Source organism: Sphingobium sp. IP1, from assembly GCF_002708645.1.
Classification (GTDB): domain Bacteria; phylum Pseudomonadota; class Alphaproteobacteria; order Sphingomonadales; family Sphingomonadaceae; genus Sphingobium; species Sphingobium yanoikuyae.
Map to the genome: position 1 here is coordinate 1 of NZ_NOIW01000090.1, position 21,467 is coordinate 21,467.

Below are 21,467 nucleotides of genomic sequence, written 5' to 3' on the forward strand. Positions count from 1 at the left end.
GGGCCAAGGCAGATGGCGGCGGTGAAGGCGGCGAGGTTGAGGCCATGGCAGCCGAACGGCGCCAGCGCGATCGAGGCGATGGCGCTGGTCGAGACGATCGGCCGGGCGGCGGGCTGGTCATAACCGGCGGCGCGCAGCACGGCGATGCCGGGCAGGAACTGACCGGTCAGCGCGACCACCGCCAGCGGCACGGCGATGCTGGCGGTGGCGGCCCAGTCGAAGCGCGGGGTGGTCCAGACCGGCATGGTCAGGTGCGGCGTGCCGATCGATCCGGACAGGCCGCCGCTGAACGCGGTGATGGCGACGCCGGTCACCAGCACCGCGACCACGGCATAGCGCGGCGCCAGCACGCGGCCGGCGAAGAAGGCGGCGATCATCGCGATCAGCATCAGCGGCGCGGACGGCACGGCGCCAATCATATCGATAACGAAACGAAATAATATGCCGGCCAGCATCGCGGCGGTGATCGCGGCGGGCAGCCGCTGCATCAACCGGTCGAAGGCGCCCGACAGGCCGACCAGCAGGACCGCGAGATTGGCGATGATATAGGCGCCGATTGCGGTCGCGAAATCGGTCTGCGGCAGCATCGTCACCAGCAGCGCTGATCCCGGCGCCGACCAGGCGATGACGATCGGCACGCGCCAGCGCCAGCTGAGCACGATGCCCAGGATGCCGCTGCCGATCGAGATCGCCCAGATCCAGGAGGCGACGAGGGCCGGTTCGAGGCCCTGCGCCGCCTGGAAGATGATCACCAGCGGGCCGGCATAGGATATGGTGGTGGCGATGATCCCGGCGATGATCGCCGGGATCCAGCCCGTCTGGCTTGCAGTCATGATGGTCCGATCACGCCGCCAGGGCGTAGTTTTCTCGGGCAACCTGCTGGCGACGGCTCAGCATGAAGACCAGGGTGGCCAGCACCGAGACGAGGCCCGGAATGGCGAAGGCGACGAAGTTGAGCGTCATCGGCAGTTGCGCCGCGAGCAGTACGCCGCCCAGCATCGGCCCGACGATCGCGCCGACCCGGCCCATGCCCGATGCCCAGCCAAGGCCGGTCGAGCGGACCGACAGGTCATAGAAATCGGCGACGCTGGCATAGAGCAATATCTGCGTGCCGGTGGTGCCGGCGCCGGCAACGAAGATCAGCAGATAGAGGATCGGCATCGGCCCGTTGAGGCCGAGCAGGCTGATGCAGATTGCGCCGAGCAGGAAATAGGCGATGACCACCTGGGGCAGGCCGAAGCGGTCCGCCAGGCGTCCGCCGGCGATCGCGCCGAACATGCCACCGAAATTGAGTGCCAGCAGGAAGGACAGGCTGGACCCGAGGCTGTATCCGGCGCTGCGCATCAGCTGCGGCAGCCAGGAGCCAAGCGCATAGACCATGAGCAGGCAGCAGAAGAAGCAGAGCCACATCGACAGCGTGCCGAGCGTGCGATTATGCTGAAAAAGGGCGGCGATGCTGGTTTTGGCGGCAACGCCCTGCGGCTGGAGCAGCGGGCCGTCGAGGCGCTGGCCGGGCGACAGCCGCTGGAGGATGGCGCGGGCCTGTTCCTGGCGCCCCTGACGGACGAGGAAGCCGGCCGATTCCGGCAGGCCGCGCAGGACGAGCGGCAGGAGGATGAGCGGCACGGCGGCCGCGAAGAACATCGCCTGCCAGCCGAACAGCGGCAGCAGCCAGATACCCAGGCCCGCCGCCGCCATGCCGCCCACGGCATAGCCGCTGAACATCAGCGCGACGAGTGTGCTGCGCATCCGCTTGGGCGCATATTCATTGGTCAGTGCGACCGCATTGGGCATCAGCCCGCCACAGCCAAGGCCGGCAAGAAAGCGCAGCACGCCGAACATGGTCGGGGTCGTGGCAAAGCCGTTGACGAAAGTGGCGGCGCTGAACAGCGCGAAACAGATGGTGATGCAGGTCTTGCGGCCGATCCGGTCGCCCAGAGGACCGAAGAAGAGCGCCCCCGACATCATGCCGAACAAGGCCCAACTGGCAAGCGACCCGGCCTGTGGGGCGCTAAGTCCCCATTGGTCCATCAACTGCGGAAGGACGACGCCGTAAATGAAGACGTCATAGCCATCGACTATAAGCAGGATGGCACAAGCAATGATGATCTTGAGATGTAGGTTTCCGAACCTGGCTTCGTCGATGTGACGATTTATATCGATACCCTGCATATCGATTCCTCTCCCTTATTGATGGGTATGATTTACCGGGAAAGTGAAGGACATGCAGGGTGGCGCCAAATACCAATTAAGTCCCGTTGAAATACGCTACGGGTATGGTGGGCGGTTGGGTGGCTTCAAAGCTCCTCGGTCAGGGCGGCCGGCACCTCATAGCCCCATTGCGCATATTGGCGCGCGATCACCGACGCCATCAGTGCCAGTTCGGGTGAACGGTCGCCGGGGCGGTGGCTCATGATGATCGGGGAGGTGGCCGGCTCGACCAGGTCGCGAAAGGCGACATCGTGGCTGCGGGCGCGATGGACCGATTCGGGGACGATCGCCATCCCCTCCTGCGCGGCGACCAGCCCGATGGCGATCTGCAGTTCGCGCGCTTCATGGACGATGCGCGGTTCGATCGCATGGTCGCGGAACAGTGATATGACCTGGTCGGCATAGCTGGGGCGTGGCGCGCGCGGGTAGATGATCTGCGGCTCTTCGGCGAGGTCGCGGATCGAGATCGGTCCTTCGCCGCGGGCCAGCGGATGGTCCATCGGGAAGGCGGCGACCATCTTCTCATTGCGCAGGATGATTCGACGGACGGCAGGATCCTCGAACCGGATGCGGCCGAAGCCGACATCGATGCGCCCGTCCTTCAATGCGGCAATTTGTTCCAGGGTGGTGCTTTCCACCATCACCAGCTTGACATTGTCGGCGACCTTGCGAAATTCGCGGATCAGTTCGGGCAGGCGGGCATAGATGGTCGAGGCGACGAAGCCGATCACCAGCCGGCGGCGCTGGCTGGTGGTGGCGGTCTTCACCATCGTCTCGACATCCTCCATCCGCGCCAGCAACTGCAGCGCCTGGGCATGGAGCAGGCGTCCGACATCGGTCAGTCGCAGCGGACGGCTGGCGCGGTCGAGCAGAGGCGCGCCGACATGCGCCTCCAGTTGCTGGATCGCGCGGGACAAAGGCGGCTGGGCAATATGCAGCCGGTCGGCGGCGCGGTTGAAATTGCCTTCGTCGGCCACTGCCACGAAATAGCGCAAGAGGCGCAGGTCCATCACTGACTTATACCTCCAGAGTATGGCCCCTTGACCGCATTGATCTTTGAAACCGGCGCGGACGAGGCATAGCTATCCCATGAAACGTAAGCATTTGGGAGAGTCGCCGCAATGGCTGGATTGAGCCACGCCGATACCTTCATCGTCGATGTGCCGACGATCCGCCCGCATGTGCTGGCCATGGCGACCATGCACGCCCAATCGATGGTGATCGTCCGCCTGACCGATGCCGACGGTATCGAGGGGGTTGGTGAGGGCACCACGATCGGCGGCCTCAGCTATGGCGAGGAAAGCCCCGAAAGCATCAAGTCGGCGATCGACACCTATATCGTCCCCGTCCTGGAAACCTGCGACCTGGCGCAGGTCGGCGCGACCATGGCCAAGGTCGCCCGCTGCGTGCGCGGCAATCATTTCGCCAAATGCGCGGTCGAAACCGCGCTGCTCGACATGGCCGGCAAGCGGCTGGGCATCCCCGTGTCCGAACTGATCGGCGGTGGCCGGGTGCGCGACAGCCTGCCCGTCGCCTGGACGCTGGCCAGTGGCGATACCGCGCGCGACATTGCCGAGGGCGAGGAGATGCTCGACCGCCGGCGCCACCGCATCTTCAAGCTGAAGATCGGCAAGCGCGAAGTGCGCGACGACGTCGCCCATGTCGGCGCCATCTGCAAGGCGCTGGGCGACCGCGCCAGCGTGCGCGTCGACGTCAATCAGAACTGGTCGGAGGCGCAGGCCAAGATCGGCATGGCCATGCTGCATGATGTCGGCTGCGACCTGGTCGAGCAGCCGATCGCCGGCGACGCGATCGCCGCGATGGCGCGCCTGTCGAAGAACCAGCCTGTGCCGCTGATGGCGGATGAGGCACTGAATGGCCCGCGCAGCGCGATGCGGATTGCCTCGGCCCATGCCGCCGGCGTCTTCGCGCTCAAGATCGCCCAGTCGGGCGGCCTGTTCGCAGCGGCCGACGTCGCCGCGATCGGCACGGCGGCCGGCATCGGCCTTTATGGCGGCACGATGCTGGAGGGCGGGGTCGGTACCGTCGCGTCGGCCCATGTCTTCGCCACCCTGCCGGACCTCGCCTGGGGCACCGAATTGTTCGGTCCGCTGCTCCAGACCGAGGACATATTGCGCGATCCGCTCGGCTATGCCGACTTCTCGCTGGCCGTGCCGACCGGGCCGGGCCTGGGCATCGCCTTTGACGAGGACAAGCTCGCCTTCTTCCGGCGCGATCGCACAGCTTCGGTTGTCGGTGGGCCCACCCTTCACGCCGTTACCGCAGGAGCCTGAAACCCATGCTGTTCATGGTCGAAATGGACGTCAACATCCCGCTGGATTTCGATGCGGCGGAAGCCGCCCGGATCAAGGCGGCGGAAAAGGCCTATTTCCAGACGCTGCAGGCGGCCGGCACCTGGCGCCATATCTGGCGCAAGGTCGGCCTCTATTCCAACGTCTCGATCTTCGATGTCGAGAGCAATGCCGCCCTGCACGACACGCTGATGGCGCTGCCGCTCTACCCCTTCATGACGATGAAGATCACGCCGCTCTGCCGCCATCCGTCCTCGATCCATGAGGATGATCGCTGATCGTCCGACACAGACCGCAAAGCTTAGGAGAGAAAAATATGGGTACCAGCTTCGTAGAAACACCGGAAATCCAGAACCTGCTCGACCGTGTCGCGGGGCTGGACTGCGACGGTGGCAACGCCCGCATGAAGGGCATCGTTCGCGACCTGATCCAATCCTGCATGACTGTCATCGCCCGCTATGACGTCAGCGAGGACGAGGTTTGGAATGCCGTCAACTTCCTGCAGGGCGCGGCGGGCGCGGGCGAACTGGGCCTGTTGATGCCGGGCGTCGGCCTGGAGCATTTCATCGATCTCTACATGGATGCCAAGGATGCCGAGGCCGGCAAGTCGGGCGGCACCCCGCGCACGATCGAAGGGCCGCTCTATGTCGAGGGCGCGCCGATCGTCGAGAGCGGCGCCTATCTGACCGACGATGCCGACGATACCGACACGCTCTACATGACCGGCCGCATCATCGGCCCGGATGGCGAGGCGGTGACGGACGGGCTGGTCCATGTCTGGCATGCGGACTCGCACGGCTTCTATTCGCACTTCGACCCGACCCATGATCAGACGCCGTTCAACAATCGCCGTCGCCTCAAGATCGCGGCGGACGGCACCTATGCCTTCTCGTCGAAGATGCCCAACGGCTATTCGGTGCCGCCGGGCGGCGCGTCCGACACGCTGATGAAGGCGCTCGGCCGGCACGGCAATCGTCCCGCCCATGTGCATTTCTTCATCGAGGCGCCGGGCTATCGCCGCCTGACCACGCAGATCAATTTCGGTGACGATCCATTCGCGGCCGACGATTTCGCCTTTGGCACCCGCGAAGGGCTGCTGCCGGTGCCCAACCGCCAGGGCGACAGCGCGCATATCGCCTTCGATTTCCATCTGCAGCGCGCGGACGATGAGGGCGACGAGGCCTTCTCGACCCGCAAGCGCCTGGTGGTGGATGCCGTCGAACCGGTCGCAGAACCGGCCTGAGAGGAGAGAGGATCATGACCAGCCCCATGGCTTTCCTGCGCGACCGTGTTGAAACGGCGGTCGTGGACGATCCGGAAACCGGCATCTTCCGCTGCCGCCGCGACGTCTTCACCGACCCGGAACTGTTCGATCTGGAGATGAAATATATCTTCGAGAGCAACTGGGTCTATCTGGCCCATGAGAGCCAGGTCGAGAAAAAGAACGACTATTTCACCACCTGGATCGGCCATACGCCGGTGATCCTGACGCGGGCCAAGGATGGCGGGCTCAATTGCGTGGTCAATGCCTGCGCCCATCGCGGCGCCAAGCTGTGCCGCCGCAAGCGCGGCAACCAGCCGCTCTTCGTCTGCCCCTTCCATGGCTGGAGTTTCAAGACCGACGGCAAGCTGCTGCGCGCCAAGGATGCCAGTACCGGCGCCTATCCCGACAGTTTCGATCATGAAGGGTCGCACGACCTGACCAAGGTCCGGGTCGAAAGCTATCGCGGCTTCATCTTCGGTTCCCTGAACCATGATGTCCTGCCGCTGGAGGATCATCTGGGCGAGGCCAAGGTCATCATCGACCAGATGGTCGATCAGGCGCCCGAGGGTCTGGAGGTGCTGACCGGCAATTCCACCTACACCTTCCATGGCAACTGGAAGATGCAGATGGAAAATGGCTGCGACGGCTATCATGTCAGTTCGGTCCATGAAAATTACCAGTCGACCATGGGCCGCCGCGCCGAGGGCGGGACCAAGGCGGTCGACGCCAATGGCTGGTCGAAGGCGCCGGCAAGCGGCGTCTATGGCTTCGAGCATGGCCATATCCTGCTCTGGACCCAGGTGCTGAATCCCGAGGTCCGGCCGGTCTGGAATTACAAGGACCAGCTGGTCGAGCGACTGGGCGAGGACAAGGCCCGCTTCATTCTGGAGCAGACGCGCAATCTGGCGCTCTATCCCAATGTCTTCCTGATGGACCAGTTTTCGACCCAGATCCGTGTCGTCCGCCCGATCGACGTGCATACGACCGAAGTCACCATCTATTGCTACGCCCCCAAGGGCGAGAGCGCGGAGGACCGGGCGCACCGCATCCGCCAGTACGAAGATTTCTTCAACGTCACCGGCATGGGTACGCCCGACGATCTGGAGGAATTCCGCAGCTGCCAGTCGGCCTATGAGGGCGCGGGCGAATTGTGGAATGACTTGAGCCGCGGCGCGACCCGCTGGATCGCCGGGCCGGACAGCAATGCGACGGCGATGGGGATGAACCCGCTGCTGTCGAGCGAGCGGAGCGAGGATGAAGGGCTGTTCGTGCGTCAGCATGAATTCTGGGCGCAGATCATGCTCGACGGCATGGCCCGCGAAGCCGGTGCGCCGATGATGGAGGCCGCAGAATGACACTGGTTCTCGACACGGAGCGTGCGGCGCTCTCCTATCAGGATATCTGCGCCTTTCTCTATCGCGAGGCACGGCTGCTCGACGATCGCGAACTGGACGAATGGCTCGAACGCTATTCGGAACAGTGCGAATATTGGATGCCGGCCTGGACCGACGATGATGCGCTGACCACCGATCCGCACAGCGAAATCTCGCTGATCTATTATGGCAACCGCAAGGGGCTGGAGGATCGCGTCTATCGCTTGAAGACCGAACGGTCGTCGGCGAGCACGCCGGAGGCACGTACCTCGCACTTCCTGGCGAATATCGAGGTGATCGAGACGCGGAGCGATGCGATCGACCTGCGCTACAACTGGCACACGATGAGCCATCGCTACCAGAAGACGCAGCAGTTTTTCGGAACCAGTTTCGTCACGCTGGACATCAGCGGCGCGGCGCCGAAGATCCTGAAGAAGACGATCGTCCTCAAGGACGACTATATTCATCAGGTCATCGACGTCTATCATATCTGAGGGGCGGGCGATGATCTTCCAGGGACGCTTTGCCGGCAAGGTGATGGTCGTGACCGGCGCGGCGCAGGGCATCGGTGCCGGCGTCGCCACCCGTGCCGCGGCCGAAGGCGCCAGCCTCGTGCTGGTCGACCGGGCGGACTTCGTGACCGATGTCGAGCAGGCGATCGTGGCGGCGGGCGGCAAGGCGATTTCGGTCACCTGCGACCTTGAGACCTATGCAGGTGCGGCGCAGGCGATTGCGGCGGCAATCGCGGCGTTCGGGCGCATCGACATCCTCATCAACAATGTCGGCGGCGCGATCCGCATGCGGCCCTATGCGCAGTTCGAGCCGGATCAGATCGATGCGGAAATCCGTCGCTCGCTGATGCCGACCCTTTATTGCTGCCATGCGGTCCTGCCCGCGATGCTGGAGCAGGGTGCGGGGACGATCGTCAACCTGTCGTCCAACGCCACGCGCGGCATCCGCCGCGTGCCCTATTCGGCGGCCAAGGGCGGGATCAATGGCCTCACGCAAGCACTGGCGATGGAATATGCCGAGAGCGGCATCCGCGTCGTCGCAACCGCGCCCGGCGGCACCAGCGCACCGCCGCGCCGCGTGCCGCGCAATGCCGAGGGCGACAACCGCCAAGAACAGGCCTGGATGGCCGAGGCGGTGGCGCAGGTGACGTCGTCGGCCTTCATGAAGCGCTACGGCACGCTGGACGAGCAGATTGCCCCCATCCTTTTCCTCGCCTCCGACGAGGCCAGCTATGTGACCGGATCGGTCTTGCCCGTTGCGGGCGGCGATATCGGCTGAAGGGACTGAAGACATGCAGAAAATCTACGACAGCCCTCGGGTCGCACTGGAAGGCCTGTTGTTCGACGGGATGACGATCATGTCGGGCGGCTTCGGCCTGTCCGGCAACCCCGAAAGCCTGATCCCGGAAATCCGGGCGAGCGGCGTCAAGGATCTGACCGTCATTTCCAACAATGCCGGCGCCGACGGCTTTGGCCTGTGGATGCTGCTGGAAAGCCGGCAGGTGCGGAAGATGATCTCTTCCTATGTGGGGGAGAACAAGCTGTTCGAAAGCCAGTATCTGTCGGGCGAGCTGGAGCTGGAGCTGAACCCGCAGGGGACGCTGGCCGAGCGCATCCGCGCTGGGGGCGCCGGCATCCCGGCCTTCTATACCAAGACTGGCGTCGGCACGGTGGTGGCCGAGGGCAAGCCGGTCGAGAATTTCGAGGGCGAGGACTATGTCCGCGAAACCTGGCTGCGCGCGGACCTGTCGATCATCAAGGCGTGGCGCGCCGACCCGGCGGGCAACCTGATGTTCCGCAAGACCGCGCGCAACTTCAACCCGAACATGGCGACCGCCGGCAAGGTCACGGTGGTGGAGGTCGAGGAAATCGTGCCCGAAGGCAGCTTTGACCCCGACTGCATCCACACGCCCGGCATCTATGTCGATCGCATCGTCCTCTCCACCATCAACGAGAAGCGGATCGAAAAGTTGACCGTCCGCGAAAGGGAGGCCGCATAATGGGCTGGACCCGCGACGAGATGGCGGCGCGCGCCGCGAAGGAACTGCGCGACGGCTATTATGTGAACCTCGGCATTGGCATCCCGACTCTGGTGGCGAACCATGTGCCCGACGGCGTCAATGTGACGCTGCAGAGCGAGAATGGCATGCTCGGCATCGGGCCCTTCCCGTTTGCGGACGAGGCGGACCCGGACCTGATCAACGCCGGCAAACAGACGATCACTGCGCTGCCGACCAGCAGCTTCTTCTCCTCGGCGGACAGTTTCGCGATGATCCGGGGCGGCCATATCGACATGGCGGTGCTGGGCGCGATGGAGGTGGCCGCCAATGGCGACCTCGCCAACTGGACCATCCCCGGCAAGATGGTGAAGGGCATGGGCGGCGCGATGGATCTGGTCGCGGGCGTCAAGCGGGTGGTCGTGGTGATGGACCATGTGTCGAAAAATGGCAGCCCCAAGATCCTCGACGCTTGCACCCTGCCGCTCACCGGCAAGGCGGTGGTCGACCTCATCATCACCGACCTCGCCGTGATCGCCGTCGATCGGGCGAAGGGCGGCCTCACCCTTGTCGAACTGGCGCCGGGCGTGACCGAAGCCGAAGTCGTCGAGAAGACCGGCGCGCCGCTGGCGATCCTCGAAAACGCATAAGACTGGAATTTACCGTGCCCAATCTGATCGTCGTCAACCGCGCGGGGGACGAAACGACCATTGATGCCCGTGAGGGCGTCTCCGTGATGGAGGCCATTCGCGACAATGGCTTTGACGAACTGCTCGCCTTGTGCGGCGGCTGCTGTTCCTGCGCCACCTGCCACGTCTTCGTGGACGAGGCATGGACCGGCGCGGTCGGTGCGGCCAGCGGCGACGAGGATGATCTGCTCGATTCCTCCGATCATCGCGGCGATCGGTCGCGCCTGTCCTGCCAGATCATGATGACGGCCGCGCTCGACGGGCTGCGCGTCGCCATCGCGCCGGAGGATTGAGCATGGCCTTCATCCAGCGCGCCGGCGCCACTCTCTACTGGAAGCGTGACGGGCGCGATTATGCGCCCGCGCTGGTGCTGCTGAACAGCATCGGCACCTACATGGATTTGTGGGACGGCGTGCTGCCCCATCTGCGTGATCGCTACGCTGTGCTGCGGATCGATGCGCGCGGCCATGGCGCTTCGATCGCAGAGCCGGGTGATTATGCGCTCGCCATGCTGGCCGACGATGTGCTGGCGGCGGCCGATGCGGCCGGCTTCGATCGCTTCTCTGTGGCAGGCGTCTCGCTGGGCGGCATGATCGGCATGGAACTGGCGCTGCGCGCGCCGGAGCGGATCAACAAGCTTCTGCCGATCTGCACCTCCGCGACGATGGACAGCGCGTCCTGGAACGATCGTATCGCCAAGGTGCGGGGCGAGGGCATGGCCGCCATCGCCGATCTTGCCATGGGCCGTTTCCTGTCCGACGCCGCCGAGCCGGCCCTCTATGAAGCGGTGCGCCGTCAGCTGCTGACGATGGATGCGCAGGGCTATGCCGGCTGCGGCGCGGCGATCCGCGACATGGATCTGGCCGACCGGATCGGCGGCATCGCCTGTCCGACCCTGGTCGTGACCGGCACCCGCGACACATCGACACCCTATGCGGGGCATGGCGAGCATCTGGTCGCCCGCATCCCAGGCGCGGCGCATGTGGCGCTGGAAGCCGCGCATCTGGCCCCGCTCGAAGCGCCCGAGGCGCTGGCGGGTGTCATCACCTCTTTCCTGGAAAGCTGAGACATATGGCACAGGCCTTCATCTGCGATGCCGTCCGCACCCCGATCGGCAAGCTCAACGGATCGCTGGCGACCATTCGCGCCGACGATCTGGCGGCGCTGCCGCTCAAGGCGCTGATGGCGCGCAATGCACAGGCCGACTGGTCGGCGCTGGACGATGTGATCCTGGGCTGCGCCAATCAGGCGGGCGAGGATAATCGCAACGTCGCGCGCATGGCGGTGCTGCTGGCGGGCATGGGCGAGGCCGTGCCGGGCGTGACCGTCAATCGGCTTTGCAGCTCGGGCCTCAACGCGCTGGGCATGGCGGCGCAGGCGATCCGCAGCGGCGACGCCGATTTCCTGATCGCCGGTGGCGCCGAGAGCATGACCCGCGCGCCCTATGTGCTGGGCAAGGCCGGCAGCGCCTTTGGCCGCGACCAGAAGATTGAAGACACGACGCTCGGCTGGCGCTTCATCAATCCGGCGATGCAGGCCGCCTATGGCGTCGATACCATGCCCCAGACCGGCGAGAATGTCGCGGAACAATGGGGCATCAGCCGCGAGGAGCAGGATCGCTTTGCCCTGGCCAGCCAGGAAAAAGCCGCACGCGCGCAGGCGAACGGGCGCTTCGCTGCCGAGATCGTGCCGGTCTCGATCCCGCAGAAGAAGGGCGATCCGCTGCTGTTCGAGGCGGACGAGCATCTGCGCGCCACCAGCCTCGCGGCGCTGGCGAAGCTGAAGCCCGTGGTGAAGGCCGACGGCACGGTGACGGCGGGCAATGCGTCGGGCCTGAATGACGGCGCAGCGGCGATGCTGGTCGCGTCGGAAGCGGCTGCGGTGACGCACGGGCTGACGCCGCGTGCTCGGGTGATCGGCATGGCGGCGGCCGGCATCGCGCCCCGCATCATGGGCGCCGGTCCGATCGAGGCGGCGCGCAAGCTGCTCGCCCGCAACGGCATGACCGTCGATCAACTCGACGTGATCGAACTCAATGAGGCCTTTGCCAGCCAGGCGATCGCCACACTGCGCGACCTGGCCGTCGATCCCTTCGACCCGCGCGTCAATCCCAATGGCGGCGCGATTGCGCTCGGCCATCCGCTCGGCATGTCGGGCGCGCGCATCGCGCTGTCGGCGGTCGAGGAACTGCATCGGACCGGCGGGCGCCATGCGCTGGCCTTCATGTGCATCGGCGTGGGCCAGGGCCTCGCCGTGCTGCTGGAGCGGGTGTGATGGACCGCGCAGATATCGTCATCGTCGGGGCCGGCCATGGCGGGGCGCAATGCGCGATCGCGCTGCGCCAGAACGGCTTTGCCGGGACCATCGCGGTGGTCGGCCGCGAGCCGGAATATCCCTATGAGCGGCCGCCGCTGTCGAAGGATTATTTCGCGCGGGAAAAGGCGTTCGAGCGGCTGCTGATCCGGCCGGCCGCTTTCTGGGCGGAAAAGGATGTGAACTTCCTGCTCGGCACCGAAGTGACGGCGGTCGATCCGGCCGGCAAGCAACTGACGCTCTCCGACGGGCGTAGCCTTGGCTATGGCAAGCTCATTTGGGCGACCGGCGGCGATCCGCGCCGCCTGACCTGCGCGGGCGCCGATCTGGCCGGCGTGCATGCGGTGCGGACCCGCGCCGACTGCGACGCGCTGATGGCGGAAATCGATGCCGGCAAGCGCGAGATCGTGGTGATCGGCGGCGGTTATATCGGACTTGAGGCGGCCGCAGTGCTGAGCAAGATGGGCCTCAAGGTCACTTTGCTGGAAGCATTGCCGCGCGTGCTGGCGCGGGTGGCAGGCGAAGAATTGTCCGCCTTCTACCAGCAGGTCCATCGCGACCATGGCGTCGACCTGCGCCTGGATGCCAGGGTCGATTGCCTGGAGGGGGCGGACGGTCAGGTGACGGCGGTGCGGCTGGCGGATGGCGAGCGCATCCCCGCGCAGGCGGTGATCGTGGGTATTGGCATCATACCGGCGGTCGAGCCGCTGATCCGTGCCGGGGCGAAGGGCGTCAATGGCGTCGATGTCGATGCCGGATGCCGCACCTCGCTGCCCGACATCTATGCCATCGGCGACTGCGCCGCCTTCGCCTGCGACTTTGCCGGCGGGCAGGTGATGCGGGTGGAATCGGTCCAGAATGCCAATGACATGGCGACCTGCGTGGCGAAGGCGATCTGTGGTGACGAACGGCCCTATCGCGCCTTCCCCTGGTTCTGGTCGAACCAATATGATCTCAAGCTCCAGACCGCCGGGATAAACGCAGGTTTCGACCAGACGGTGATGCGCGGCACGCCCGCCGACGGCGCCTTCTCGATCGTCTATCTCAGGGAAGGCAAGGTCATCGCGCTCGACTGCGTGAACAGCGTCAAGGACTATGTGCAGGGTCGCAAGCTGGTCGAGGCAGGAGTCAGGCCTGACATTGCGAATTTGGCAGATGTCGATACGGCACTCAAGGCGCTTGTTGACGTGTAGAGATTGAATATATTTCGTAAAATTGGCGTTGGATGTCCGAATAATTCCGGGCCATCTAAGGCTATATTTACGAAAATCGAAGATGTGTATTTAGATTTTGCCTGGTGGCCGACTGTTTCAGCCAGTGCGATCCCTCCAAATTTTATCCTGATGGGCCCGAGATATATCGATCTAGGCAGGCCTGGGCGGGCAGAACAGGCGGACGCCTGAATTCTTGTCAAATTGCGAATTTGGGCATCGTATCGGATTTGGTCGGGAAAATTTGGCGGAGCGGGAGTCCGCTCAACTGCTGTTCGCGAAGATTCACTGACGACCGAAATTCCAGCAATCTATTATGCGGATCACCCGGTGGTCGCGTGAACGATCGTTGACGTTCGCCCAGAGCCAGAAGCAAGTGTGGGGCTGAATGTGGGATCGGAAAGACAATGGGAAAACTCACGGCTCTACAGGTCAAAAGCGCAAAGGTTGGTCGTCACGTGGATGGCGACGGCCTGATGCTTGTCGTCAAAGACAGTGGTGCGCGCTCATGGCAGCTACGTATCCAGCAAAACGGCAAGCGGCGAGACATCGGGTTGGGGTCTGGAAAATTGATTGGGCTTGCTGAGGCTCGTGAGAGGGCCGTGGAGGCCCGAAAGCAGGTTAGAGCAGGAATTGACCCCGCGACCGCCCGAAAGGCTCCACAGCAGCTCCCAGCGGCCATTCCAACATTTACCGAGGCTGCGCGTGAGGTTCATGATGAGCGAAAATCTTCGTGGCGTAACGGTAAACACTGCGCACAATGGTTATCTTCGTTGGAGGCTTATGCCTACCCAGCCATCGGATCGCTGCCGGTGGATCAGATAACTGCACCAGCAGTCCGTGATTTGCTCGTGCCAATCTGGACACGGAAACCCGAAACAGCACGTCGGGTTCTACAACGCATAGTAGCTGTCCTTGATTGGGCACATGCCAAAGGCTTTAGACCAGCTGAAACTCCGGTGCGCTCTATCAGGCATGGCTTGGTAAGGCAGCGCAAAAGCGACGGGCATTTCGCCGCTTTGGCGTATGATCAGGTGCCTGCACTCATGCGGGAACTAGCAAAAATAGATACGGTCGGACGGTTGGCGTTGCGCTTTCTCATCCTGACAGCGGGAAGATCAGGTGAGATACGTGGTGCGAGGTGGAACGAAATTGATCTGTGCAAGAAAACTTGGACTATTCCAGCGTCGCGAATGAAAGCGAGGAGGGAGCATATCGTACCGTTATCACCAGCCGCGATAAAGATTTTGGAAATCTCTGCCGGATTGAGAAAGGGAGGGCTTGGAGAGCCAGTGTTTCCGGGCGCAGGGGGTAAATTCTTGAGCGACATGACTTTGCTCAAGGTCTTGCGCAATGCTTTGTCTGGCTCATGGACTGTCCATGGCTTCCGGGCCAGCTTCCGAATTTGGGCGGCTGAATGTACTGACATTCCCCGCGAGATTGCGGAGGAGGCGTTGGCCCATACGATCACCAACAAAGTGGAAGCTGCCTACCGACGCACGAACTATCTGGATAAGCGGCGCGTGTTGATGGAGAGGTGGGCCGATCATGCCATGTTCCACTCGCCATGAGCGCTGAACTCATCGGCTGGTAATTTTATTTTTATCTTCACTACCGGGTATTTGATATAATTATATATATAATAAACTTTATATATATCTATATAATAATATATATAGATATATTGTAATAATATTACAATTACCCGGTAGTGAAGATAAAATGAAAAAATAATAAGGGTGAAATCCTGCTGCCCATGCAAGAGGGAAATATCTTGCGGACAACCCGGTAGTCGAAGAAAACAAACGCGATTTCTCCTCATGCGAAGCCTAGAAATAGGTCTCAGGAGGACGAAAAAATGACCGATAACTGTATATCTCATTCAGCTGAAAAATCACCGATACGGCTGGCTTACAGCGTTGCGGAAGCTGCGCAAATCACTGGTCTTGGAAGAACTACTCTCTACAGCCTTATCAGCGGTGGCCAGCTTCCATCCAAGAAAATTGGACGGCGAAGACTGATAGCCGCTAGCGACCTTCACTCCATGCTCTCGACAAGGGAGGCCGCATAATGACCGACGCTTTGAGCAGAAGAAGTCCTCAAACGGTTGATTTACCGATCGGGAAAGAGGGCGAGGTTGCCGATTATCCGGTCGGCCTGTCGCCGGTAACAACCGGCACTGCCGAGTTACCCCTTTCGGGAAAAGGCTATAAATTCACTCCGTTCACCAAAAACATTTCCGCTTCACAACGCATGGCGGAATATCGCTGGCTTCAAAAGGTGGAGGATGACCGCTTTGCCTATGCAACGGACATGAAGATGCTAGGCAAATTGATCGCCTTGCGGCGCCGAGATTTATCTCTCCGTCAATCCGATCTCGCCACAAAAGCAGGCGTCGGCTTTAGGCTTGTATCTGAAATCGAAAATGGCAAATCTACGGCGCAGTTCGGAAAAGTAATGCGACTTTGTCAGGTGCTTGGCATATATATTCGCGCTGCTCTGTGATGCTGAGAAAGATGATAATTTCGATACTTTGAAGTTTTATCTGAAATATCCTTTTGGTGGATTTACCGAATGAGAAAAATATTATTTTTGATATTTTTCGGGTTTTCCAGCCCCGCATTATCGGCAAGTTTGAATAAAACGATGAGCGAGCCTCCAAAGTATACTTTTAAAAGTCAGAAAAGCTTGAGTGAGGTTGAGCGCTGCATTGTGATGTCAGACATGCCGGATTGGGCAAATGTGTATCGGACCGATGGCCGCCCAAATGAAATCTTGGTATATTATGGTCGAGGTTCTGCGATAAAGATAGAAGCAATCGGTTCTGACATATCTATCAGTCTCTGGCGGCCTAACGGTGCTGGCATGGTTAATAACATCCGAGAGTGTGCGACCTCTCGCCACAAATAACAAAGCGCGATTTGTTTTTCGGGGCAGGGGGCATAATTAACTGGCTGGCAGTGATCCCCTGGTGGGGGTCGACTCATCAGTAAGCATCTTTCCTGACTTCGATTCTGATGGGGCGCATAGCGATAAATCATTTGCAGATATATCCAAAAAATATGCAGAAATCCTGCCGGGACTATCGCAATAGGCTGAGAATTTTCAGCTTGATAGAAGGTGTTGCCCTTCCCGACGGCTTGCTTTTCGCAGCCGTTCTGGCCTAAATCGCCGTGTCACTTCGATCTTGATCGGTAGGAGCGACCCGCACCGTGCGGACGAACACAGGTCCTCGACTTCGGTCGGGCGGCCTGCCGAATAAAATACCCTATCGGGGAATACGCAGGGCGCGTGTTCACCTGTGTTCGACGTGCGATCAACCGTACCGACTGTCGGGCGGCGCGGTGAACATGGGGAACAAGATGTCCATTGCTATTGCCCTGTCCTTGATGCTTCAAAGCGCGTCAGGGGTAAATCCTGCCTGTGAAAAGCTGATGCAAGACTTCATGCTAAACGAAGACGCCTACGGCGCGATCTATGATGCAGATCAGCAGTATGCCATTTCTGAGAGGCGATTTGCTCAGGTTGCAGGCGACAGTTCGATAATCTCTCGTAGGCTGCAACGGCAGAGGGAAACTGAAGAACGATACGTGACTTCTGGAGACAGGCTGGTCAATCTAATGAGCGGGCATGGCTGCCCGCTGCCTGACCACGTAACTAGCCCGGACACATTCCGTCCTCAGCGAAGTGCCTGTAAAGCGGCCAAAGGGCGGCCTAACGAAAACGACGTCTGCGATTACATCGGTGCAGCACTCAAAAGTGCCATGCAGCAGCGGCCTGCGATGAAGCGCCGCTAAAACTTTTGCCGGTCAGCTTCTGCCTCGCACAGAGAACCCAATGCAAACCATTATGTCATGTGGGGTCAGGTGTGGGGCTGAACTGCCTATGTTCAGATTTAATGCAGTAAATTCAGCTTCATAGGCTTCAGAAATGGCGGAGCGGGAGGGATTCGAACCCTCGATACGCTTTTGACGTATACTCACTTTCCAGGCGAGCGCCTTCGACCACTCGGCCACCGCTCCGCAGGAACCCCATCGTCGCTGTAAGCGGCGTGAATCGGGTTCATATTCCATCGCACTGGAGGCGGCTCCCTATCGCGCGACAACGCACTAGGCAAGGGGTGCTTTACTTTCTTGCGCAGCAATTGTTTGATCGCGTCATGACCCTTCGCCGCCGTGTCGCGCTGCTCGCGCCCTTCATCGCCATCCTGCCCCTTGCCGCTGCCGATGCGGCCGATCCGCCGGCCACGCCCAGCGCAGTCGTGGCGCAGGCGCCGGCCAGTGCCTGGCGTGCCGTCCCGGCGCAGGATTTGCTGGTGATGACGATCGAGGGTGGCAAGCGCGTGCTGATCCAGCTGGCGCCGCAATTCGGTCCGCGCCATGTCGCCAATATCCGCGCGCTCGCCGCCGCCCATTGGTGGGACGGCACCAGCATCAACCGGGTGCAGGACAATTATGTCGTCCAATGGGGCGACGCGACCGAGAAGAAGCCGCTGCCCGCCGGCCTCGCGCCGACCAGTCCGGCCGACTATGTCCAGCCACTTGGGGGCATGAAGGCGAAGCTGACGCCGCTGCCTTATCCCGATCCCTATGCGCGCGCGACCGGCTTCATCGATGGCTGGCCGGTGGCGATCGAGGGGGACGCCGCCTGGCTGCCACACTGCTATGGTATGATCGGCGTCGGCCGCAACATGTCGCCCGATGCCGGCACGGGGGCGGAACTCTATACCGTGATCGGTCAGGCGCCGCGCCAGCTCGATCGCAACATCGCCGTGGTCGGTCGCATCGTCGAGGGGATGACCGCGCTCACCAGCCTGCCGCGTGGCAGTGGTGATCTGGGCTTCTATACCGATGCCGAGCGCAAGCTGCCGATCGTCTCGGTGCGGCTGTCAAGCGATCTGCCGCAGGCGGAGCAGCCGCATGTCGAGGTGATGGATACCGGCTCGGCCAGCTTCGCCGACTATCTGCGGCTGCGCGCCAACCGGAAGGATGATTTCTACGACCGGCCGGCGGGTGGCGTGGACCTGTGCAATGCGCCAGTGCCGGTTCGATTAGCGCCTTAAAGAGGAAGATCGCGCAGTCGATAGCCGCGCCAGTCGCGAATGCGGCGGATGGCGAAGCTGGTGCGGATCGCCGACACGCCGGGCAGGCGGGCGAGGCAGTCGCGATGGACCGCGTCGAAGCCCTTGAGGTCGGCGGCGGCGACCCGCAGAAGATAGTCGGCCTGGCCCGCCATCAGATGGCATTCCAATATTTCCGGGAAGCCGGCGACCGCGGTCTCGAACCGTTCCATCGCTTCGCGGCTCTGGCTGGTCAGGGAAATCTCGACAAAGGCCTGGAGCGTCAGGCCCAGCGCCGCCGGATCGAGCCGGGCGGCATAGCCCTCGATCATGCCGGCATCCTCCAGCGCGCGGATGCGACGATGGCAGGCGGAGGAGGAGAGGCCGATCTGCTCGCCCAGCTCGTTCATCGACCGGCGGGAATCGCTCTGCAGCGCCTCCAGCAACGCGATGTCGAACCGATCCATGCAATGTCATCCCGATGAAATAAGATTTCGCGATATATCGTCCTGCATGCGGGCGATCGCAAGCGCAAATCAGGGAACAATCGCCACCCGCTTGGCGATATGATGGGGCCACAACCGGCGGGGCTGCGTTGTCCTTTCAGGATGGGCCATCCCGCTGCAAAATGGAGAGCGTCTCATGATCGTCGGCACCGTCAAGGAAATCAAGAATCACGAATATCGCGTCGGCCTGACCCCCGAGAGCGTCCATGAACTGACGGCCCATGGCCATGAGGTTCTGGTCGAGACCGGCGCGGGTGAGGGCATCGGCGCGCATGACGCGCTCTATGAGCGGGCCGGCGCCACCATCATCGCCACCGCGGCCGAAGTGTTTGCGCGCGCCGAGATGATCGTCAAGGTGAAGGAGCCCCAGGCCGTCGAGCGCGCGATGCTGCGCCCCGGCCAGATCCTCTACACCTATCTCCACCTCGCGCCCGATCCGGAGCAGACCCGCGACCTGATCGCCTCAGGTGCGACCTGCATCGCCTATGAAACCGTGACCGATGCCAGCGGCGGCCTGCCGCTGCTGAAGCCCATGAGCCAGGTCGCTGGCCGCATGTCGATCCAGGCCGGTGCCACAGCCCTTGAAAAGGCGCATGGCGGCCGCGGCGTGCTGCTGGGCGGCGTGCCGGGCGTGCTGCCGGCCAAGGTCGTCGTGATCGGCGGCGGCGTCGTCGGCTTCAACGCGGCGCAGATGGCGGCCGGCCTTGGCGCCGACGTCACCATTCTCGACCGCAATCCCGAAGTGCTCGAAAAGCTCGGCATGTATTTCGAGGCGCGGGCCAAGACCCGCTTCTCGAACCGCGCGAACCTGGCCGAATGCGTGGCCGAGGCGGATCTGGTGATCGGCGCGGTGCTGATTCCGGGCGCCGCCGCGCCCAAGCTGGTCAGCGCCGACATGCTCAAGACCATGAAGAAGGGCGCGGTGCTGGTCGACGTCGCGATCGACCAGGGCGGCTGCTTCGAAACCAGCCATGCCACCACCCATGCCGACCCGACCTACATTATCGACGGCATCGTCCATTATTGCGTCGCCAACATGCCCGGCGCGGTCGCCCGCACCAGCACCTATGCGCTCAATAACGTGACCCTGCCGCACGCGCTGCGCATCGCCGAACTGGGCTGGAAGGACGCGCTGCGCCGCGATCCGCACCTGCTCGCGGGCCTCAATGTCTGGGACGGCAAGGTCACCTACAAGGCCGTCGCCGACGATCTGGGCCTGCCCTACACCCCGGCGGAAGACGCGATCGCCTGATCGCGCCGCCCCCTGTTTCCCGGCGTCCCCGACAGGCGCCGGGCAAAAGGACGCCAGCCCTCCCTTGCGGGGCTGGCGTCCTTTTATTTTTGCGCCATTTTTCGTCCGGCGCGACGTCGCGTCGCCGGGCTTTGTTTCCCGATTGTCAAATAAACGCCATGGATTCTCTTGCGGGTTCCAAGATCTCGTTCGTCTAGTCGGGCAGGGGGACATGACCACATGCCCCCCATGCATCCTGGTTCCGCCGAAGAGAGGCATGGTTTAACATCATGGTCGATTTCCCCACATTCGCCGCCTTGATCCAAAAAGGCGATCGCTCCATCATGCGCGCCGGTCGCGCACTGCAGAAAGGGGCGTGCTGATGTCCGGTGATATCATGACCTGGCTCGTGCCGCTGGTTGCCATGCTGGCCGCCGGCCTGCTCGCCGGCTTTGCCGCCGGCATCTTCGGCATCGGCGGTGGCTTCGTCGTCGTGCCGGCGCTGCTGGTCGTGCTGCCGCTGCTGGGCGGGACGAAGGACGGCATCGCCCATGTCGCGATCGGCACGTCGGCTGCGACGATCATCCTGACCTCCATCCGATCGCTGCTGGCGCATTCCAAGCGCGGGGCGGTGGAGTTCGACGTCCTCAAGACATGGGCGCCCTGGATCATATTGGGCTGCGGCGCGGGCGTCGTGCTGGCGGGCCATGTCGATGGCCGCACGCTCAAGATGATCTTTGGCGCAGGCGTCATCCTGATGTCGCTCAACTTCCTGATCCCGGTGCTGAACGGCAAGGTGATCAGCGACCAGATGCCGTCGGGGCTGGCGCGCATCGGCATTGCAGGCGGGTTGGGCACCTTTTCCTCGCTGCTGGGCATCGGCGGCGGCACCATTGCCATCATGACGATGACGCTGTGCGGCCGCACCATCCACCGCGCCATCGCCACCGCATCGGGCATCGGCACGCTGATCGCCATCCCGACCACCATCGGCTTTGCCATCATCGGCTTCCGCGAAGGCGGCCTGCCCTGGGGTTCGCTGGGTTATATCAACATCCCCGCGACGATAGCGATCGCATCGATGTCGATGCTGACCGCGCCGCTGGGCGTGGCCGCCGCCCATAGCCTGCCCGCCGGGCCGCTGAAGAAGATTTTCGGCGTCTATCTGCTGATCATCGGCGCGCTGATGCTGCGCGCGGGGCTCAAGATCTGATAATGATCTGATAATCTGGCTGTTTGAGAAAGCCGGTACCAGCCCGCTCCCCCGCCCAACCGCCCGACAGGATGACA

Annotated in this window: 23 protein-coding genes and 1 tRNA gene; 19 read left to right on the top strand and 5 right to left on the bottom strand. The window is 62.6% G+C overall.

The features are described from left to right. From CG471_RS22810 to CG471_RS22820, 3 genes are all read right to left on the bottom strand, one after another. Positions 1–833: benzoate/H(+) symporter BenE family transporter (locus tag CG471_RS22810; protein ID WP_099233862.1), on the bottom strand; the 833-nt coding region annotated here is incomplete at its 3' end. Between the two features lie 10 nt (positions 834–843). Next, positions 844–2,172, bottom strand: coding sequence for an aromatic acid/H+ symport family MFS transporter (locus CG471_RS22815; protein ID WP_099233863.1), 1,329 nt, complete (start codon positions 2,170–2,172; stop codon positions 844–846). Positions 2,173–2,297: 125 nt separating this feature from the next. Beyond that, positions 2,298–3,221 carry a LysR family transcriptional regulator gene (locus CG471_RS22820; protein ID WP_099233864.1) on the bottom strand — a complete coding sequence of 308 codons (924 nt, stop codon included), beginning with the start codon at positions 3,219–3,221 and terminating at the stop codon, positions 2,298–2,300. Positions 3,222–3,332: 111 nt separating this feature from the next. Here CG471_RS22820 and CG471_RS22825 point away from each other — a divergent pair, with 111 nt between their 5' ends. The 16 genes from CG471_RS22825 to CG471_RS22900 all read left to right on the top strand — a co-directional run bounded on the left by CG471_RS22825 (position 3,333) and on the right by CG471_RS22900 (position 17,178). After that, positions 3,333–4,505 (top strand): muconate/chloromuconate family cycloisomerase, encoded by a 1,173-nt coding sequence (locus tag CG471_RS22825; protein ID WP_099233865.1) that lies wholly within the window; start codon positions 3,333–3,335, stop codon positions 4,503–4,505. Positions 4,506–4,510: 5 nt separating this feature from the next. Continuing rightward, a complete protein-coding gene (gene catC / locus CG471_RS22830) occupies positions 4,511–4,801 on the top strand; it encodes a muconolactone Delta-isomerase (RefSeq protein WP_037511893.1) in 291 nt (96 codons plus the stop codon). A 38-nt stretch (positions 4,802–4,839) separates the two neighbouring features. Continuing rightward, positions 4,840–5,766, top strand: coding sequence for a dioxygenase (locus CG471_RS22835; protein ID WP_099233866.1), 927 nt, complete (start codon positions 4,840–4,842; stop codon positions 5,764–5,766). A gap of 14 nt (positions 5,767–5,780) precedes the next feature. Further along, positions 5,781–7,142 (top strand): Rieske 2Fe-2S domain-containing protein, encoded by a 1,362-nt coding sequence (locus CG471_RS22840; RefSeq protein ID WP_037511897.1) that lies wholly within the window; start codon positions 5,781–5,783, stop codon positions 7,140–7,142. Then, positions 7,139–7,654: a benzoate 1,2-dioxygenase small subunit gene (gene benB, locus CG471_RS22845; protein ID WP_099233867.1), complete on the top strand. Its 516-nt coding sequence runs from the start codon at positions 7,139–7,141 to the stop codon at positions 7,652–7,654. Before CG471_RS22840 ends, benB begins: the two co-directional genes overlap by 4 nt. Positions 7,655–7,664: 10 nt before the next feature. After that, positions 7,665–8,450, top strand: coding sequence for a benzoate diol dehydrogenase BenD (gene benD, locus CG471_RS22850; RefSeq protein ID WP_099233868.1), 786 nt, complete (start codon positions 7,665–7,667; stop codon positions 8,448–8,450). Between the two features lie 13 nt (positions 8,451–8,463). Continuing rightward, entirely contained in the window at positions 8,464–9,171 is a 708-nt protein-coding gene (locus CG471_RS22855; protein ID WP_099233869.1) for a CoA transferase subunit A, read from the top strand. Continuing rightward, positions 9,171–9,818, top strand: coding sequence for a 3-oxoacid CoA-transferase subunit B (locus CG471_RS22860; protein WP_099233870.1), 648 nt, complete (start codon positions 9,171–9,173; stop codon positions 9,816–9,818). Before CG471_RS22855 ends, CG471_RS22860 begins: the two co-directional genes overlap by 1 nt. 14 nt (positions 9,819–9,832) lie before the next feature. After that, positions 9,833–10,150 (top strand): 2Fe-2S iron-sulfur cluster-binding protein, encoded by a 318-nt coding sequence (locus CG471_RS22865; RefSeq protein WP_017499287.1) that lies wholly within the window; start codon positions 9,833–9,835, stop codon positions 10,148–10,150. A 2-nt stretch (positions 10,151–10,152) separates the two neighbouring features. After that, positions 10,153–10,923 carry a 3-oxoadipate enol-lactonase gene (gene pcaD, locus CG471_RS22870; RefSeq protein ID WP_099233871.1) on the top strand — a complete coding sequence of 257 codons (771 nt, stop codon included), beginning with the start codon at positions 10,153–10,155 and terminating at the stop codon, positions 10,921–10,923. A gap of 5 nt (positions 10,924–10,928) precedes the next feature. After that, on the top strand, positions 10,929–12,131 hold the full coding sequence (gene pcaF / locus CG471_RS22875; RefSeq protein ID WP_099233872.1) for a 3-oxoadipyl-CoA thiolase: 1,203 nt from the start codon (positions 10,929–10,931) through the stop codon (positions 12,129–12,131). Further along, a complete protein-coding gene (locus CG471_RS22880; protein WP_099233873.1) occupies positions 12,131–13,363 on the top strand; it encodes an NAD(P)/FAD-dependent oxidoreductase in 1,233 nt (410 codons plus the stop codon). Before pcaF ends, CG471_RS22880 begins: the two co-directional genes overlap by 1 nt. Positions 13,364–13,788: 425 nt before the next feature. Continuing rightward, a complete protein-coding gene (locus tag CG471_RS22885) occupies positions 13,789–14,952 on the top strand; it encodes an integrase arm-type DNA-binding domain-containing protein (RefSeq protein ID WP_099233874.1) in 1,164 nt (387 codons plus the stop codon). Positions 14,953–15,239: 287 nt separating this feature from the next. Next, positions 15,240–15,452, top strand: a complete 213-nt coding sequence (locus tag CG471_RS22890) for a helix-turn-helix domain-containing protein (RefSeq protein WP_099233875.1) — start codon at positions 15,240–15,242, stop codon at positions 15,450–15,452. Then, complete coding sequence (locus tag CG471_RS22895; RefSeq protein WP_099233876.1) at positions 15,452–15,886, top strand: helix-turn-helix domain-containing protein; 435 nt, start codon at positions 15,452–15,454, stop codon at positions 15,884–15,886. The genes CG471_RS22890 and CG471_RS22895 overlap by 1 nt, the downstream gene beginning before the upstream one ends. 857 nt (positions 15,887–16,743) lie before the next feature. Beyond that, positions 16,744–17,178, top strand: a complete 435-nt coding sequence (locus CG471_RS22900) for a hypothetical protein (protein ID WP_143560262.1) — start codon at positions 16,744–16,746, stop codon at positions 17,176–17,178. 134 nt (positions 17,179–17,312) lie between these two features. On the opposite strand, the gene CG471_RS22905 is transcribed toward CG471_RS22900, so the two are convergent. Next, positions 17,313–17,403, bottom strand: a tRNA-Ser gene (locus CG471_RS22905). Between the two features lie 137 nt (positions 17,404–17,540). Between CG471_RS22905 and CG471_RS22910 the strand changes: the two genes are divergently transcribed. Continuing rightward, positions 17,541–18,443, top strand: coding sequence for a peptidylprolyl isomerase (locus tag CG471_RS22910; RefSeq protein ID WP_099233878.1), 903 nt, complete (start codon positions 17,541–17,543; stop codon positions 18,441–18,443). Here CG471_RS22910 and CG471_RS22915 read toward each other — a convergent pair. Then, the gene (locus CG471_RS22915) at positions 18,440–18,907 is read right to left on the bottom strand and encodes an Lrp/AsnC family transcriptional regulator (protein WP_069338080.1); all 468 of its coding nucleotides are present in this window, start codon (positions 18,905–18,907) and stop codon (positions 18,440–18,442) included. The genes CG471_RS22910 and CG471_RS22915 overlap by 4 nt on opposite strands. Before the next feature lie 175 nt (positions 18,908–19,082). Between CG471_RS22915 and ald the strand changes: the two genes are divergently transcribed. Both ald and CG471_RS22925 read left to right on the top strand, forming a co-directional pair. Continuing rightward, complete coding sequence (gene ald / locus CG471_RS22920) at positions 19,083–20,198, top strand: alanine dehydrogenase (protein WP_017498976.1); 1,116 nt, start codon at positions 19,083–19,085, stop codon at positions 20,196–20,198. 361 nt (positions 20,199–20,559) lie between these two features. Then, the gene (locus tag CG471_RS22925; protein ID WP_004208288.1) at positions 20,560–21,390 is read left to right on the top strand and encodes a sulfite exporter TauE/SafE family protein; all 831 of its coding nucleotides are present in this window, start codon (positions 20,560–20,562) and stop codon (positions 21,388–21,390) included. Positions 21,391–21,467 lie beyond the last annotated feature (77 nt).

Excerpts from the sequence above, each read along its gene's own strand:
- CG471_RS22885 (WP_099233874.1), top strand. The coding sequence starts at position 13,789 with ATGGGAAAACTCACGGCTCTACAGGTCAAAAGCGCAAAGGTTGGTCGT.
- CG471_RS22910 (WP_099233878.1), top strand. The coding sequence starts at position 17,541 with ATGACCCTTCGCCGCCGTGTCGCGCTGCTCGCGCCCTTCATCGCCATC.
- CG471_RS22835 (WP_099233866.1), top strand. The coding sequence starts at position 4,840 with ATGGGTACCAGCTTCGTAGAAACACCGGAAATCCAGAACCTGCTCGAC.
- CG471_RS22890 (WP_099233875.1), top strand. The coding sequence starts at position 15,240 with ATGACCGATAACTGTATATCTCATTCAGCTGAAAAATCACCGATACGG.
- CG471_RS22825 (WP_099233865.1), top strand. The coding sequence starts at position 3,333 with ATGGCTGGATTGAGCCACGCCGATACCTTCATCGTCGATGTGCCGACG.
- CG471_RS22900 (WP_143560262.1), top strand. The coding sequence starts at position 16,744 with ATGTCCATTGCTATTGCCCTGTCCTTGATGCTTCAAAGCGCGTCAGGG.
- CG471_RS22895 (WP_099233876.1), top strand. The coding sequence starts at position 15,452 with ATGACCGACGCTTTGAGCAGAAGAAGTCCTCAAACGGTTGATTTACCG.
- benD (WP_099233868.1), top strand. The coding sequence starts at position 7,665 with ATGATCTTCCAGGGACGCTTTGCCGGCAAGGTGATGGTCGTGACCGGC.
- CG471_RS22815 (WP_099233863.1), bottom strand. The coding sequence starts at position 2,172 with ATGCAGGGTATCGATATAAATCGTCACATCGACGAAGCCAGGTTCGGA.
- pcaF (WP_099233872.1), top strand. The coding sequence starts at position 10,929 with ATGGCACAGGCCTTCATCTGCGATGCCGTCCGCACCCCGATCGGCAAG.
- catC (WP_037511893.1), top strand. The coding sequence starts at position 4,511 with ATGCTGTTCATGGTCGAAATGGACGTCAACATCCCGCTGGATTTCGAT.
- CG471_RS22855 (WP_099233869.1), top strand. The coding sequence starts at position 8,464 with ATGCAGAAAATCTACGACAGCCCTCGGGTCGCACTGGAAGGCCTGTTG.
- pcaD (WP_099233871.1), top strand. The coding sequence starts at position 10,153 with ATGGCCTTCATCCAGCGCGCCGGCGCCACTCTCTACTGGAAGCGTGAC.
- CG471_RS22820 (WP_099233864.1), bottom strand. The coding sequence starts at position 3,221 with ATGGACCTGCGCCTCTTGCGCTATTTCGTGGCAGTGGCCGACGAAGGC.
- CG471_RS22840 (WP_037511897.1), top strand. The coding sequence starts at position 5,781 with ATGACCAGCCCCATGGCTTTCCTGCGCGACCGTGTTGAAACGGCGGTC.
- ald (WP_017498976.1), top strand. The coding sequence starts at position 19,083 with ATGATCGTCGGCACCGTCAAGGAAATCAAGAATCACGAATATCGCGTC.
- CG471_RS22925 (WP_004208288.1), top strand. The coding sequence starts at position 20,560 with ATGTCCGGTGATATCATGACCTGGCTCGTGCCGCTGGTTGCCATGCTG.
- CG471_RS22880 (WP_099233873.1), top strand. The coding sequence starts at position 12,131 with ATGGACCGCGCAGATATCGTCATCGTCGGGGCCGGCCATGGCGGGGCG.
- benB (WP_099233867.1), top strand. The coding sequence starts at position 7,139 with ATGACACTGGTTCTCGACACGGAGCGTGCGGCGCTCTCCTATCAGGAT.
- CG471_RS22915 (WP_069338080.1), bottom strand. The coding sequence starts at position 18,907 with ATGGATCGGTTCGACATCGCGTTGCTGGAGGCGCTGCAGAGCGATTCC.
- CG471_RS22860 (WP_099233870.1), top strand. The coding sequence starts at position 9,171 with ATGGGCTGGACCCGCGACGAGATGGCGGCGCGCGCCGCGAAGGAACTG.